Annotated in this window: 7 protein-coding genes; all 7 read left to right on the top strand. The window is 73.8% G+C overall.

The window, feature by feature from the left end:
* Positions 1–43 precede the first annotated feature (43 nt).
* Positions 44–940 carry a carbohydrate kinase gene (locus DEH69_RS24195; protein ID WP_258534918.1) on the top strand — a complete coding sequence of 299 codons (897 nt, stop codon included), beginning with the start codon at positions 44–46 and terminating at the stop codon, positions 938–940.
* Between the two features lie 419 nt (positions 941–1,359).
* A complete protein-coding gene (locus DEH69_RS24200; protein ID WP_113689111.1) occupies positions 1,360–2,487 on the top strand; it encodes an ATP-binding protein in 1,128 nt (375 codons plus the stop codon).
* The gene (locus DEH69_RS24205) at positions 2,484–2,885 is read left to right on the top strand and encodes a roadblock/LC7 domain-containing protein (protein WP_113689112.1); all 402 of its coding nucleotides are present in this window, start codon (positions 2,484–2,486) and stop codon (positions 2,883–2,885) included. The genes DEH69_RS24200 and DEH69_RS24205 overlap by 4 nt, the downstream gene beginning before the upstream one ends.
* Positions 2,882–3,283 (top strand): DUF742 domain-containing protein, encoded by a 402-nt coding sequence (locus DEH69_RS24210; RefSeq protein ID WP_113689113.1) that lies wholly within the window; start codon positions 2,882–2,884, stop codon positions 3,281–3,283. The genes DEH69_RS24205 and DEH69_RS24210 overlap by 4 nt, the downstream gene beginning before the upstream one ends.
* Positions 3,258–3,854, top strand: coding sequence for an ATP/GTP-binding protein (locus tag DEH69_RS24215; protein WP_113689114.1), 597 nt, complete (start codon positions 3,258–3,260; stop codon positions 3,852–3,854). The genes DEH69_RS24210 and DEH69_RS24215 overlap by 26 nt, the downstream gene beginning before the upstream one ends.
* Positions 3,855–3,856: 2 nt before the next feature.
* Positions 3,857–5,239 carry a cytochrome P450 gene (locus DEH69_RS24220; protein WP_113689115.1) on the top strand — a complete coding sequence of 461 codons (1,383 nt, stop codon included), beginning with the start codon at positions 3,857–3,859 and terminating at the stop codon, positions 5,237–5,239.
* A gap of 712 nt (positions 5,240–5,951) precedes the next feature.
* On the top strand, positions 5,952–16,757 hold a 10,806-nt coding region (locus DEH69_RS24225; protein WP_258534919.1), incomplete at its 3' end, for a type I polyketide synthase.

Raw genomic sequence — 16,757 nt, forward strand, 5'->3', positions numbered from 1 at the left:
CACGGCGCGGGGCGCGAACGCGCGCCGGAGAGGGAGATGCCTGGTGGACGCGCGAGTGACGGTGGTCGGAGAGACGCTGGTCGACCTGCTGTGGCCGGTCGGCGCGCGCGAGGCGCTGGCGGTGCCTGGCGGCAGCCCCGCCAATGTGGCGGTGGGCCTCCACCGCCTCACGCGCCCGGTGACGCTGCTCACCGCGTGGGGCGACGACCCGCCTGGCGCGCTCGTCGGCGACCACCTGGCGCGCATCGGCGTCGAGGTGCGCAGGCTGCCCTCCGACGCGAGCCGCACCATCGTGGCGCTCGCGTATCTGGACGAGGGCGGCGCGGCCACCTATGACTTCCTCGCCGAGTGGGCGCCGAGCCTGGTGCCGGTGCCCGATGACACGGCCGTGCTGCACACCGGGTCGCTGGCCGCGGTCGTCGAGCCGGGCGCCTCGCGCATGCTCGACCTCTGCCGCGAGCAGCGCGCCCTCGGCAGGACCGTCGTCGTCGACCTCAACGTCCGCCCCGCCGTGCAGCCCGACCGCGACGCCTATCGCGCCGTGTGCGCGCGGCTCGCCGGGTCGGCCGACGTGGTGAAGGCCAGCGACGAGGACCTGTCCTGGCTCTACCCCGGGCTCGCGCCCGCCGAGGCCGCGCGCCAACTCCTCGCCGAGGGACCGGCGTTGACCGTGGTGACCCTGGGCGCCGAGGGCGCACTCGCGGTGTCGCGCGCCGATGAGGCGCGCGTGGGCGCCCCACGCGTCGATGTGGTGGACACCGTGGGCGCGGGCGACGCGTTCCAGAGCGCCCTGCTCGACGCCATCGCCGAGCGGGGCGGCCCGCCCGAGGGCTCACAGGCCCTGCGGGAGGTGCTGACGACGTGTGCGCTCGCCGCCTCGATCACGTGTACGCGGGAAGGCGCCAACCCCCCGACTAAGGCGGAACTGTTGGCGGTGTGACTTCCTTGTGTGGGACTTGAGTACGCCTTAACAGCGCGGAAACCTAAGCCGCCTGAGTGCCCGACAGATCACCCGATGAAGGTCGCGGGGGCGGTGGTCGGCTCGCGTGACGATGATACGATCGCCGGGCTTGCCAAACGAGCTGAGGGCGCGTAAGCCATAGGGCCAACTGGTAAATCAGCCAAGAGGGTTCATCCCAAGGAGCGTTATGCCGTCAGTGGGGCATAGGGAGCCGAAGTGGCGGCCGGGTGTGCTCCGGCTGCTGTCCGTGCGGCCGAGGTCATCCCTCGCGCCCGGGCGGGCTCCCTCGTCGTGCCCGTTCGGCTGAGGGGGCGAACCTGCTTCGGGGGAAAGCGGATTCGAGAACCCCAAGGCACCCTTATTTCTTGCACCTGGTGGTCTAGTTTGAAGAGAAATCAATGACCGATTACCTACAGGATCCAACCCTTTGGGGTCTTGTCGTCGGCACCCCCCTTGCCGCGGCGACCATCTACCGGGCGCGGAAGTCCAACGCCAAGCTCCGCAAAGAGCAGGTCGAGCTCGAGACGCGCCATCACGAGCTGGAGTTCAACTTCAGCGAGGCCGTGGACGACGCTCGACTCCGCGCCGAAGAAGCCACGAAGACGGCCCTGAAGTCCGCGATGCGAACGCTCCAGGGTCTCGCCAACGAACAGCAGTTGGCGATCTCCAAGATTCAGGACAAGTACGGCGACCAGGATATTCTCCAGGACCTCCTGGGCATCGACCACATGAACTCCCAGTTCGGTCGTCGCGCCCAGTCCGTCGCCGTGCTCTGTGACGGATGGCTCGGCCGCGCGCGCGGTGTCGCGTCGGTGTATGACGTGGCACGCAGTGCCAAGGGGCGCATCCGCCATTACACGCGCGTGGAAATCCGCTCGCAGACGAACTTCGCCATCATCAGCCAGGCCGTCGAGCCGGTCGCGCTGGTGCTCGCGGAGCTGCTGGACAACGCGACCAGCTACTCGTCGCCCGAAGCGGCCATCGAAATCAACATCAGGACCGTGCCCAAGGGCGTCTGCGTCATCATCGACGACGCCGGTGTGGGCATGAACGAAGAGGAGAAGACGAGGGCTCAGCGTCTCCTCTCCGGTGAGAACCCCGTGGGTGTCACCGAGCTCGGGAACCCGCCGCAGTTCGGTTTCGCCGTCATCGGCGTGCTCGCCGCTCGGTACGGATTCAGCGTCTCCGTGGACTCGTCCTCCCCGTACGGCGGGGTGCGGGCCGTGGTCCTCCTCCCCCAGGAGCTGCTCACCAGCATGCCCGAACCGCAGGAACCGACCGAGTCCGAGTACGTGGCAGGCGAGGAGGTCGAGACCACGGGGACCACGGCGGGCGGGCTGCCCAAGCGCCGGCGCCGCGGGGCCATCGCCATCGTGCCGACGGCGGACTCCGCCAACTCGGCGGTCGGAAGGTCGAGCGAGGAGACCGCCTCCATCATGGGCGCGTTCCAGCGGGGCACCCAGTCCGGTCGCACCCAGTCCGGTCGCAGCACAGAGCCGAGCAGGGAAGGGCATGACGTCCAGTGAATAGCGAACTGTCTTGGATGCTTGAGGGCGCGCTCGAGGTCCCGGGCGCCCGGCACGCGATCCTCGTCTCGGCCGACGGTCTGCTCATGGCGCACTCGACCAAGGTCGACCGGGACCAGGCGGACACCGTCGCGGCGGCCATGAGCGGCATGCAGTCGCTCAGCCGCACGGTCGCGGGCTTCAGCGGCGGTGCCGCGATGAAGTGGCGGCAGACGGTCGTCGAGTTCGACGGCGGCTGGGTCTTCCTGATCTCGGCGGGAGAGGGCGCCTACCTCGCCGTCTCTGCCGCACCCAATGTCGACATGGCCGACATCACCTTCCGGATGCAGCAGCTCGTGGCGCAGCTCGGAAAGGCCATGACGACGCCGCCCCGCCAGAATACGGGTATTCAGGCATGACGACGCCTTCCGATGATGATCTCGAACCACCTACGGACCCTCTTGAGCCCGAGTACGTCGAATTAGTGCGACCGTATGTCATCACCAACGGTCGCGACGTCTCTGACACCAGTAGGTTCGAGCTGATCACCCTGGTCACCGCGGCCGATGACACCCAGCGCAAAGCACACCTCGACCCGGAGAAGCGGGACTTGGTGACGCTGTGCGAGGGGGGTTACCTCTCCGTTGCCGAGATTGCGGGACACCTGAGGCTGCCGGTTGGCATCGTCAAGGTCCTGCTGGTCGATCTCGTGGAGAGCGGCCTCATTCTGACGCGTCGTCCTATTCCACCGGCACAGCTTGCCGACATTCAGGTTCTCCAGGAGGTGCTGGATGGTCTCCAGGCCCGTTTCGGATGACACCGTGCATCTGAACGAGAAAGTCCAGATCGCGGCGAAGATCCTGGTGGTCGGGCACTTTGCGGTGGGAAAGACAACCTTTATCGGCACGATGTCCGAGATTCCGCCCCTGCGCACGGAAGAAACCATGACGCAGGCGGGGGAAGGCGTTGACGACCTCAAGGGGATCAAGGGCAAGACGACCACCACTGTCGCCATGGACTTCGGTCGGCTCACACTGACCGACCGACTCGTCCTCTATCTGTTCGGAACGCCGGGTCAGCAGCGTTTCGTTCAGGTGTGGGAAGACATGTCGCGGGGTGCGCTCGGAGCACTGGTACTCGTCGATCCACAGCGGCTGAAGGAATCCTTCGCCGTCATGGACCTGGTCGAGAAGTACGGCATCCCGTACGCCATCGCTGTCAACCACTTCGATGGCACGCCGGTCCGGTCCGACGAGGAATTGCGGGAAGCCCTCGACCTCCTTCCCGAGACCCCGGTCGTCACCTGCGACGCGCGGGACACGAAATCATCGGCGAATGCGCTGATGGTGCTGGTCCGCTACTTGCAGAGCCGCACCCGTAAGGAGTAAGAATGCACTCTTCCGACTCAGTCTCACCCCCACCAGGCTGCCCGGCCCATCGGGCCGGGGGGCCGGGGCAGAAGGACGATTTCCGCACCCCGCTCTACGGGGCCGAGTTCGCCGCCGACCCGGAGGCGTTCTACGCCTACCTGCGCCACTACGGCGTGGCCGCGCCCGTGGAGCTGGCCCCCGGGGTGCCCGCCACCCTGGTGACCGACTACTCCGCGGCGCTGCACGTCCTCCAGAACGCCGAGCTGTTCTCCAAGGACTCAAGGCGCTGGCGGGACTTCGCCGAGGGCCGCGTCCCCGCCGACAGCCCCGTCATCCCGATGATGGCCTACCGGCCCAACGCCCTGTTCTCGGACGGGGCCCCGCACCTGCGGCTGCGCCAGGCGATCACCGACAGCATGAGCCGGATCGACACCCACCGGCTCAGCCGCCAGGTCGAGCGGGTCTCGACGTACCTCGTGGACCAGTTCTCGGCGCGCGGCTCGGCCGACCTGATCAACGACTACGCCAAGCTGCTGTCCCTGCTGGTGTTCAACGACATCTTCGGGTGCCCCGAGGAGATCGGTGACCGGCTCGTCGAGGGGTTCTCCAACCTCTTCGACGGCATCGACACCGAGAACGCCAACCAGGAGGTCCTCGGCGCGCTGAGCGAGCTGGTCGCCCACAAGCGCGCCAAGCCGGGCAGCGACGTGACGACCTGGCTGATGGAGCACCCGTCGAACCTCACCGACGAGGAGATGGTGCACCAGCTCGTCACCCTGATCGCGGGCGGCTCCGAGCCGATGCGCAATCTCATGGCGACGTGCATGCTCCTGATCCTGTCGGACGCGCGGTTCTTCGGCGGTCAGTACGGTGGCGCGCTCCTGGTGGAGGACGCCATCGACGAGGTGCTGTGGAACAGCCCGCCGTTCGCCAACTACGGGATCCACTACCCGACCCAGGACGTGGACCTCTTCGGCGTCAAGCTGGCCGCGGGCGACCCCGTGGTGGTCAGCTTCGCCGCGGCGAACACCGACCCCGCGCTGTCCTCGTCGCGCCAGACGCTCAGCAAGCGGGCCCACCTGGCCTGGAGCGCCGGTCCCCACGCCTGCCCGGCCAAGGACCCCGCCCAGCTCATCGCCATCGCGGCGATCGAGAAGCTGCTCAACGAGCTTCCCGACGTCGAGCTGGCCGTGGCCGTGGACAGCCTGACGTGGCGGCCGGGGCCGTTCCACCGGGCGCTCGCCACGCTCCCGGTGCGCTTCAGCCCGGTGCGCAAGGCCCGCCCCCAGCCCTCGGCGCCGCAGCCGCAGCAGTCGGCGGCGGACCAGGACCGCGCCAAGAAGCGCGAGAAGGCGGGGAGGGGCGGCCTGTGGAGCTCGTTCCTCTCCTGGTGGCGTGAATAGAATCCGGTGACACGGAGCGGTATTTCAAGGACCGGTAAGGACAAAGGAAAGGAGAGGCGAGCTTGATGACGTCAGCTGACCCGACGCCGTTAGGCCCGCCCTCCCGCATCCTCGGCGGAGCATTCTCGGTATTTCCGCTTCCACGCATGAGAGTTGGCCGACCCCGGGTACCCGGGGTCGGCCAACTCTCATGCGTGGGGCTGTTGGGACGACGGGTGAAGCAGGCGGAACGGGGATTCTTCCCCTCGTACTTGACGCGTAAACATCCCTGGTTCGATTCGCCAGTTAGATTTCAGTCACAGCGGTTGAGGGATGATTTCCGGCGTTACGTTTGCTGTGGGCGGTATGCTGCTGGCATATGTATGGGTACGATCTGGCCCGAACGCGCGCACTGCCGTACATGAGGAGCTGTCGCCCGTATGTCGTGTGACATTCAACCCTCTGTCAGAGCATGCCTTCTTTCCGGTTGTTCATCCGCGCCTAGCACATCATCCCCCGTTCCGCCATGCCATTTTAGGACTGCCTTGGAGCGCGGCGGGCCGGGCTTGTCCCGGGGGCGGATAATGGCTGATTCTGCTATGCCTCATGATGTGTTGAGTGCAACGAGGGGTGCGCGGTTCCGCTGGGACCCGCGTGATCGGTGTGACCTGAGATGGCGGCGTCGTGCCGCGGGACGGGAGCGGTTCAACTCGATGTGTGGACGGTGGATGTGATGTCGCGTCATTCGGCGAAGTCCCTTTCAGCGGAAGACACCCCGCCCATCGCGCTCATCGGAATGGCGTGTCGACTTCCCTCGGCCCCTTCCCTCTCCGCCCTGCGGGATTCTCCCGACAAGGGCGTGAAGCCGGAACACCGGCCGAATGCGGGCGCCCAGGAATTCACCGCTTCAGAGGCGGGGTCCGACGGCGGGTTCGACGGCGGGTTCGACGCGGACTTCTTCGGGGTGTCGCACGGCGAGGCCGCGGCCTGGTCGCCGCGGCGGCGCCTGGCCATCGAGCTGGCGTGGGAGTCCCTTGAGGACGCCGGTGTACTCCCCGCCGCGCTGCGGGAGTCGACGACCGGGATCTTCGTCGGTGGCGTCGCCGAGGGGCTGGCCGCCACCCTCGGGCTGCGAGGGCCGGTGTCGGACGAGGCGGGCGCGTCCGCCGCCCGCTCCGTCCTCCTGGCCGCCGAGAGCCTGCGTCGCGGCGCGTGCGACGTGGCCCTGGCCGGGGCCGTCCTGCCGGGTCCCTTCGGCGGGCTCCTGGTGCTCAAGCCGCTCGCCCGCGCCCTGGCCGACGGCGACCGCGTCCACCGCGTCATCGGCGGCGGGTCGGCGACCCACGGGGACGGCCATGGCGAAGTCCCTGACGACGCCGCGGCGTTGACCCTGCTCCAGGACCTGCTGCGCGCGGCCCTGCGCCCGCGCGGTGGCCGAAAGGCGAAGGCCGTCGGCGGCCTCACCTTCGCGCCGGGCCCCGAGCCCACCGGGACCGGGACCAAGGCAGGGACCAAGACAGGGACCAAGACAGGGACCCCGAGCGCGGCCGCGCCCGTACCGCTGCCCTGGCCGCTCTCGGGAGCGACCGAGGCCGCCCTCGCCGACCAGGCCCGCCGCCTGGCGCGCCACCTCGACGCGCACCCCGGGCTCGCCCCCGCCGAGGTCGGCTGGACCCTGGCAAGCGCCCGCACCGCCCTGCGCCACCGCGCCGTCGTCATCGGCGAGACCCCGGAGGAGTTCAGGACCGCCCTGGCCGCGCTGGCCTCCGGCGACCCTTCCCCCGCGGTCGTCACCCCGCCCCCCGCGCCCGACGCCCCCGGCGGGACCGTGTTCGTCTTCCCTGGCCAGGGCGCGCAGTGGGCCGGGATGGGCCTCGAACTCCGCGCGGAATTCCCGGTGTTCGCCGAGCACTTGGACGCCTGCGCCCGAGCGCTCGCCCCGCACTGGGAGTTCGACCTGCTCCAGGTGCTCGCCCAGGCCGATGGCGCCCCAGGGCTGCACCGCGCCGAGGTCGTCCAGCCCGCGCTGTTCGCGGTGATGGTGGCCCTGGCCCGGCTGTGGGAGTCGCTCGGCGTGCGGCCCGACGCGGTCCTCGGCCACTCCAACGGCGAGATCGCCGCCGCCCATGTCGCGGGCGCGCTGAGCCTGGAGGACGCCGCGCTGCTCGTGGCGCGGTGGAGCCGCGCCCAGGCCACGCTCGCCGGGCGCGGCGCGATGGTGTCGGTGGCCGCCCCCGTCGCCGAGGTCGCCGCGCGCCTGGCGCCCTGGGGCGAACGCCTCGGCATCGCCGCCGTCAACGGCCCCGCCGCGGTCATCGTCTCGGGCGACGCCGACGCGGCCGACGCGCTGCTGGCCGCGCTCGACGCCGAGGGCGTCCACGCCCGCCGCATCGCCGTGGACCTCGCCGCCCACTCGTACCACATCGACGCCATCATCGACCGGCTGCGCGCCGAGCTGGCCCCGCTGCGCCCCGGGCCCGCCGCCATCCCGTTGCACCGCACCCCCGCGGGCCACGGGGAAGGGCCGCTCGACGCGGACTACTGGTGCCACAACCTGCGCCACACCGTGGAGTTCGAGGCGGCCACCCGCGGCCTGCTCGACGCCGGGCACCGCCTGTTCATCGAGATCAGCCCGCACCCCGTGCTGACCTATGGCCTCCAGCAGACCATCGAGGCGCACGCCGCGGGGGGCGGCGCCCGCGCCATCGGCACGCTCCGCCGCGACGCCGCGGGCCGCCGCCGCGTGCTGGGCGCGCTCGCCGCCGTGCACGGCCAACGGGCCGTCGCGTGGGGCGCGTTCTTCCCCGAAGGCACCCGGCGCGTGGACCTGCCGACCTATGCCTTCCAACGCCGCGGGCAGGCCGGGGGCCCGCTGCTCGACCGGCTGGCCGGGCTCTCCCCCGCCGAGCGCGAGCGGCTGCTGCTCGAGCGGGTGCGCGCCGAGGCGTCCGCCCTCGGCGGCGCGGGCGCCCGCGAAGTCCTCGACCCCGACCGCTCGTTCAGGGACGTGGGGTTCGACTCGGCCGCCGCGATCGAGCTGCGCGACCGCCTCGCCAAGGCGACGGGGCTGCGGCTGCCCACCACGCTGCTGTTCAGCCACCCCACGCCCGCCGCCGTCACCCGCTTCCTGCTGGCCGAGCTGACCGGCGGGCGCGAGGAGCCGCGTTCGGGCGCGCCCCGCCCCTCGGGTGGCGGCGACCCCGACGAGCCGATCGCCATCGTCGGCATGGGCTGCCACTTCCCCGGCGCCGAAGGCCCCGATGAGCTGTGGCGCCTGGTGCGCGACGGCGTGGACGCCACATCCGACTTCCCCTGCGACCGCGGCTGGGACCTGGCCACCCTCGTCGACCCCGACCCGGCGCGCTCGGGCCGCACCTATGTGACCAGGGGCGGATTCCTCACGCGCGCCGCCGAGTTCGACGCCGCGTTCTTCGGCATCAGCCCGCGCGAGGCCGCGGCGATGGACCCGCAGCAGCGCCTGCTCCTCGAAACGGCGTGGGAGGCCCTTGAGCGCGCCGGGATCGACCCCGGGTCCCTGCGCGGCAGCGCCACCGGCGTCTACGTCGGCGCGATGGCGCAGGACTACGGCCCCCGGCTGCACGACGGCGCCCCCGGGGCCGACGGGCACCTGCTGACCGGCGGCACCGTGAGCGTGGCATCGGGGCGCATCGCCTACACCCTCGGCCTCGAGGGCCCTGCCGTCACCGTGGACACCGCGTGCTCGTCCTCGCTCGTCGCCCTGCACCTGGCCGCCAGGTCCCTGCGGGACGGCGAGACCACCTTGGCGCTCGCGGGCGGCGTGTGCGTGATGGCCACGCCCGGCATGTTCGTGGAGTTCAGCAGGCAGCGCGGCCTCGCGCCCGACGGCCGGGTCAAGGCGTTCGCCGAGGGCGCCGACGGCACCGTGTGGGCCGAGGGCGCCGGGCTGCTCGTGCTGGAACGCCTCTCCGACGCCCGCCGCAACGGCCACCCCGTGCTCGCCGTCGTCCGCGGCTCCGCGGTCAACTCCGACGGCGCGTCCAACGGCCTCACCGCCCCCAACGGCCCCTCCCAGGAGCGGGTGATCCGCGAGGCCCTGGCCCGCGCCGGGGTCTCGCCCGCCGCCGTGGACGCCGTCGAGGCCCATGGCACCGGCACCGCGCTCGGCGACCCGATCGAGGCCGAGGCCCTGATCGCCGCCTATGGCGCGGGGCGGGACCCCGAGAACCCCCTGTGGCTCGGGTCGTTGAAGTCGAACATCGGGCACGCCCAGGCCGCAGCCGGGGTCGGCGGCATCATCAAGATGGTCATGGCCATGCGCGAGGGCGTGCTGCCGAGGACCCTGCACGTGGGCGAGCCGACGTCGCACGTGGACTGGTCCGCGGGCGCGGTCGCGCTGCTGACCGAGGAGCGCCCCTGGCCCGAGACCGGGCACCCCCGCAGGGCGGGCGTCTCGTCGTTCGGCATCAGCGGCACCAACGCGCATGTCATCGTCGAGGAGGCCAAGGCCGCCCCCGCCGCCGACGGCGGGCGCGACGGTGCCGGGCTTCTCACGGGCGCCGTTCCCCTGGTGCTCTCCGCCAGGACCCCGCAAGCCCTGCGCGACCAGGCCACCCGCCTCTCCGCCCACCTCGCCGCCGAGCCCGCCCTCGCCCCCGCCGACATCGCCCGCGCCCTGGCCACCACCAGGGCCCGCTTCGCGCACCGCGCCGTCGTGGTCGGCACGGGCCGCGACGAGCTGCTCGCCGGTCTCGGCGCCCTCGGCCGCGGCGAGCCGTCGGCCGCGGTGCTCACCGGGACCGCGGCGCCGGGCGGCACGGCGTTCCTCTTCACGGGACAGGGCGCGCAGCGTCCCGGCATGGGCCGCGAACTCTACGCGCGGTCAACGGTGTTCGCCCGGGCGTTCGACGAGGTGTGCGCCGCGCTCGACCGCCACCTCGGCCCGGGGACGCCGGTCGCCGACGCCGTCCTCGCCGCCGAAGGCTCCCCGCTGCACGAGACGCGGTACGCGCAGACCGGCCTCTTCGCCCTCCAGGTCGCCCTGTACCGGCTGGTCGCGTCGTTCGGCGTGCGCCCCGACCACGTCGCCGGGCACTCCGTCGGCGAGCTGACGGCCGCCCATGTCGCGGGTGTGCTCGACCTCGAGGACGCCTGCCGCCTCATCGCCGCGCGCGCCTCGCTGATGCAGTCCCTGCCGGGTGGCGGCGCCATGGTCGCCGTCGCGGCGTCCGAGGAACGCGTCCGCCCCCTCGTCGCCGACCGCGCGGACGAGGTCGCCATCGCCGCGGTGAACGGCCAAGGCGCGGTCGTCGTCTCCGGAGCCGCCGCGGCCGTCGCCCAGGTCGCGGCCGAGCTGGCCGGGCAGGGCGTCAAGACCAGGCGGCTGACGGTCTCCCACGCGTTCCACTCGCCGTTGATCGAGCCCATGCTCGACGCGTTCGCCCGCGTGGCCGCCGACGTCACCTACCGGGAGCCGCGCGTTCCCGTGGTCTCCAACCTCACCGGGCGGCTCGCCGTGCCGGGCGAGCTGACCTCGGCCGACCACTGGGTCGCCCACGCCCGCGGCACCGTCCGCTTCCTCGACACCGTGCGCACCCTGCGCGCCGAGGGCGTGCGGCACTTCGTCGAGCTCGGCCCCGACCCGGTGCTCGCCGCCCTCACGCGCGAGGTCGTCGGCGACGACGGCGCCACGGCGGTCGCGCTCCTGAAGTCGGGCGCGCCCGAGCCCGTCACCCTGCTCGCCGGGCTCGGCCGCGTCCACGCCGCGGGCGCGCCCGTCGACCTGACCGCGCACCTGGGCGCGGGGGAGCGTCATGTGCCCCTGCCCACCTATCCGTTCCAGCGCGCGCGCCACTGGCTCGCCCCCACCCCCGCGGGCGCGGGAAAGACCACGGCGGCCGGGCTCACGGCGACCGGGCACCCCCTGCTGACCGCGCTCGCCGAGCTCCCCGGCGGCGATGGCCACCTCTTCACCGGGCGCCTGGCGGCCGGTGAGCCCGCATGGACCGCCGAGCACGCCATCCACGGCACCCCGGTCGTGCCCGGCGTCGCGTTCGTCGACCTCCTGCTGCACGCGGCGCGTTACGTGGAGTGCGACCGCGTCGACGAGCTGACCCACCACGCGTTCCTCGCCCTGCCCGACCACGGCGCCCGCCAGCTGCGGGTCCTCGTCGAGCCGCCCGACGACGCGGGGCTGCGGCCCGTCTCCGTGCACTCGAGGGCCGAGAACGCCGCGCCGGGGACCGAGTGGACCTGCCACGCGACGGGCGCGCTCGCCGCCGGCCATGGCGAGCCCGCGCCCGCGGACCCTGAGGACGCGTGGCCCCCCGTCGCCGCCGAGCCGCTGGACACCGAGGAGTTCTACCGGCGGATCGCCGCCACGGGGTTCGGCTACGGCCCGCTGTTCCAGGGGCTCACCGCCGCCTGGCGGGACGGCGGCGACACCTGGGCCGAGGTGTCCCTTCCCGAGGACGCCGAGCCAGGGGCCCACGGGGTCCACCCCGCGCTGCTCGACTCCGCGATCCAGCCCGCCGCCCTCGTCATGGCGCCCGATCCGGCGGACGACGCCGTCCATGTGCCGTTCTCCTGGCGCTCGGTGACCCTGCACGCCACCGGGGCGCGCGCCCTGCGCGTGCGGATCACGCCGACCGGCCAGGACACCGTGGCCCTCGCCCTCACCGACCCGACGGGCGCGCCCGTGCTCACCGTCGGCTCCCTCACCCTGCGCGCGGGCGGCCCCGAGCGGCTCGCGCGGGCGCGCGCCACCGACCTCGGCGCGCTGCACCGCGTGGAGTGGCGCCCCGTCACCACGGGGGCCGCCGAGCCGGTGGGCGCCTGGGCGCTGGTCGCCGACCCCGACGACGAACGCGCCTGGCCCGCCGTCGCCGCGCTCGGCACCCCTGCCGCCGTGCACCGCGACGCCGCGGCGCTGCGCAAGGCCCACGCGGACGGCGCCGCCTGGCCGCGCACGGTCGTCGCCTGGTGCGCCACCGCGCCTGGCACCGACCCGGTGGCCGCCGCGCACGCCGCGACGCACCGGGCGCTCGCCCTCGTCAAGGCGCTCGTGGCCGAGGCCCCCGATGACTCCCGGCTGGTGATCCTCACCCGGGGCGCCGTGGCCACCGGCGCCGACGCCCCTCCCACCGACCTCGCCGCCGCCGCCGTGTGGGGCCTGATCCGCTCCGCGGTGGCCGAGCACCCGGACCGCTGCGCGCTTGTCGACCTCGACGACGCGCCCGCCTCCGCCCGCGAGCTGCCCGCCGCCCTCGCCGGGAACGAGCCCCAACTCGCCCTGCGCCAGGGCCGCTTCCTGGTGCCCCGGCTGGCCGCGCCCGAGCCGGACGCGGCGGGTGGCACACCGTTCGACCCCGAACGCACCGTGCTGCTGACCGGCGGCACCGGGGCGCTCGGCGCCCTCGTCGCCCGCCACCTGGTCACCCGGCACGGCGTCACCAGGCTGCTGCTCGTCGGCCGCCGCGGGCCCGCGGCGGCGGGCCACCTGGTCGAGGAGCTCGCGGCGCTCGGCGCGCGGGCCGACGTCGTCGCGTGCGACGTCGCCGACCGCGGCGCCCTGGCCGCGCTGCTGGCCGCCGTCCCCGCCGAGCACCCCCTGGGCGCGGTGGTGCACTGCGCGGGAACGCTGGACGACGGCGCGCTGACCGAGCTCGACCAGGCCCGCCTCGACACCGTGCTGCGCCCCAAGGCGGACGCCGCCTGGCACCTGCACGAGCTGACCCGCGACCTGGGCCTGTCCGCGTTCGTGCTGTTCTCGTCCGCGGTCGGCACCCTCGGCACCCCCGGCCAGGCCAACTACGCGGCGGCCAACGCCTTCCTCGACGCCCTGGCCGAGCACCGCCGCGCCGCGGGGCTGCCCGCCCACGCCCTCGCCTGGGGCCTGTGGGAGCAGGACGGCGGCATGGCGGGGGCGCTGGGCGAGCGCGACCTGGCGCGCATGGCCCGCGCCGGTCTCGCGCCGCTGCCCGCCGCCCGCGCGCTCGAGCTGTTCGACGCCGCGCTCGGCTCGGACGCGGCCGCGCTGCTCCCCGCCAGGCTCGACCTGACAGGGCCGCGCGAACGGGCCGCCGCCACCGCCACGCCGCCGCCCACCGTGCTGCGCGGCCTGGTCCGCGTGCCGCCGCGCCGCGCCACCGGGCCCGGCACCGCCGGGGGCCGGGGCGGCCTGCGCGAACGGCTCGCAGGGCAGCCCGAGGCCGAACAGCGGCGCGTCCTGCTCGACTTCCTGCGCGGCCAGCTCGCCACCGCGCTCGGGCACGGCTCGCCGCACGCGATCGACCCGGGCAGCCCGTTCCGCGACATGGGCTTCGACTCCCTCAGCAGCGTCGAGCTGCGCAACGCGCTCAACCGGGCGGCCGGGCTGCGGCTCCCCTCCACCCTGCTGTTCGACCACCCGACGCCCGACGCGCTGGTCGACCTGCTCCGCACCGAGCTGCTCGGCACCGACGCCGCGCTCGACAACGCCGCGCTCGACAACGCCGACGACGCCGCGCCGGTCGCCGCCGCCCGCCAGGGCCGCCAGGCGAGGGCCCGCGCCGACGAGCCGATCGCCGTGGTCGGCATCGGCTGCCGCTTCCCCGGCGGGGTCACCACCCCCGAGGAGCTGTGGCGCCTGGTCGACGACGGCGTGGACGCCATCGGCGCGTTCCCCACCAACCGCGGCTGGGACCTCGATGACCTCTACGACCCCGACCCCGACGCGCGCGGCAAGACCTATGTCCGCGAGGGCGGGTTCCTGTACGAGGCCGACCGGTTCGACGCCGAATTCTTCGGCATTAGCCCCCGCGAGGCCCTGGCGCTCGACCCCCAGCAGCGGCTGCTCCTGGAGACCGCGTGGGAGGCGTTGGAGCACGCGGGCATCCGCCCCGACACCCTCGCGGGGAGCGCGACCGGCGTGTTCGCCGGGGTCGTCGCGCAGGAGTACGCGTCCCTCGCGCACCGCGGCGCCGACCCGGTCGACGGCCTGGTGCTGACGGGCACGACGGCCAGCGTGGCCTCGGGGCGCGTGGCGTACACGCTCGGCCTCGAGGGCCCCGCCGTCACCGTGGACACGGCCTGCTCCTCGTCGTTGGTCGCGCTCCACATGGCGTGCCAGTCGCTGCGGAGCGGCGAGAGCGCGCTCGCCCTGGCGGGCGGCGCCACGGTGATGGCCAACGCCGGGATGTTCCTTGAGCTCAGCAGGCAGCGCGGGCTGGCCCGCGACGGCCGCGCCAAGGCGTTCTCCGCCGCGGCCGACGGCACGAGCTGGGCCGAGGGCGCGGGCCTCGTGGTGCTCGAACGGCTCTCCGACGCCCGGGCCAACGGCCACCGCGTGCTGGCCGTGATCCGCGGCTCCGCGGTCAACTCCGACGGCGCGTCCAACGGCCTCTCCGCGCCCAACGGCCCCTCGCAGCAGCGGGTGATCCGGCAGGCCCTGGCCGGCGCCGGGCTGACCACGGCCGACGTCGACGCCGTCGAGGCCCATGGCACCGGCACCGCGCTCGGCGACCCCATCGAGGCCCAGGCGCTGCTTGCCACCTATGGCAGGGGCCGCCCCGAGGACCGGCCCCTGCGCCTCGGCTCGCTCAAGTCCAACCTCGGCCACGCCCAGGCCGCCGCGGGCATCGGCGGCGTCATCAAGATGATCATGGCGCTGACCCACGAGAGGCTGCCGAGGACCCTGCACGCGGACGAGCCGAGCCCGCACATCGACTGGTCGTCCGGCGCGGTCGCGCTGCTCACCGACCCCGTCCCGTGGCCGCGCTCGCGGCGCCCGCGCAGGGCCGGGGTGTCGTCGTTCGGCATCAGCGGCACCAACGCCCACCTCATCATCGAAGAGGCCCCGGCCACGCGGGAGTCGGACTCCTGGGGCGGAACGGGCCCCCGCGTGGTGACCGACGGCGCCCTGCCCTGGCTGCTGACCGCCGCGACCCCCGAGGCGCTGCGCGCCCAGGCCAGGCGTTTGCTCGACCGCCTCGACCACGACCCCGCGCTCACCCCGCCCCTGGTCGGCCACGCGCTGGCCACCACCAGGGCCGCGCTGCGGCACCGCGCCGTCGTCGTGGGCGCCGACCTCGCGGAGCTGCGCGCCGGGCTCGGGGCCGTGGCGGACGGCAGCCCCTCGCCGTTCGCCGTCGAGGGCACCGCGGGCGTCCGCCCGGGCAAGACCGTCTTCGTCTTCCCTGGGCAGGGCGCGCAGTGGGCGCGGATGGGCGCCGAACTCCTCGCCACCGCACCGGTGTTCGCCGAGCAGCTGACCGCCTGCGCCCGCGCGCTGCGGCCCTTCACCGGCTGGGACCTGATCGACGTGCTGACGGGCGCCGACGGCGCGCCGGGGCTCGACGACGTGACGGTCGTGCAGCCCGCGCTGTTCTCGGTGATGGTCTCCCTCGCCCGCCAGTGGCAGGCCCTGGGCGTGCGGCCGGACGCGGTCGTGGGCCACTCCCAGGGCGAGATCGCCGCCGCGTACATCGCGGGGGCGCTGAGCCTGGACGACGCCGCCCGGCTGATCGCCCGCCGGGTGCGCTGCGCCGACCCGCTGATCGGCCACGGCGGCCTCGGCTCCCTCACCCTGCCGCGCGCGGAGGTCGAGGAGCTGCTGGCCCCGTGGAACGGCGCGATCGTCGTCGCCGCGTCCAACGGGCCCGCCGCGACCATCGTCTCGGGCGATAACGCCGACCTGGACGCGCTGATGGCGCACTGCGAGCGGGAGGGCGTGCGGGCCAGGCGCGTCCCGGCCGCTTTCGCCTCCCACTCGCCGCGGGTCGAGCCGCTGCGCGCGCGGATCCTCGAGGAGCTGGCGCCGCTGCGGCCCGTCGATCCCGACATCGACTTCCGCTCCACCGTCTCGGGCTGGGGCGGCGGCCCGCTCGACGCCGAGTACTGGTACCTGAACATGCGCGAGGCCGTCGAGTTCCAGACGGCGACCCGCGCGCTGCTCGACGACGGATACACCACGTTCGTCGAGGTCAGCCCGCACCCGATGCTCGTCCACGCCATCCAGGACACGATCGAGGACCACGCGCCCGACGCGGGCGCGCTGACCACAGGCACGCTGCGCCGCGACGACGGCGGCTGGCACCGGCTGCTCACCTCGCTCGCCGCCGTGGCCACGCACAGGGACGTGGACCTGAGCCCGTTCTACGCGCCGGGGACGCCCCGGGCCGAGCTGCCCACCTACGCGTTCCAACGCCGTTCCTACTGGCTGAAGCCCGCCCCCGCGGGGCACGCGGCCCCGGCCGAGCCGGGGGAGCGGCGCTTCTGGGAGGCCGTGGAGCGCGCCGACGCGCACGCCCTCACCGAGGAGCTGGGACTCGGCGACGCCGACGCGCTGGGCGCCGTGCTGCCCGCGCTCGGCTCTTGGCGCCGCCGAAGCACCGAGCTGTCACGCCTCAACTCCCTCCGCTACCAGGAGCGTTGGCAGCCCGCCCCGGCCGTCGACGGGCCGGTGCCGCTCTCCGGCGGCTGGCTCGTCGTCGTGCCGGAGGGCCACGAGGCAACGCCCTGGGCGACCGCCGCGCTCGCCGCACTCGCCGCGGCGGGCGCCGCCCCGCGCCCGCTGGCCGTG

Source organism: Streptomyces sp. PT12, assembly GCF_003311645.1.
GTDB lineage: Bacteria > Actinomycetota > Actinomycetes > Streptomycetales > Streptomycetaceae > Streptomyces.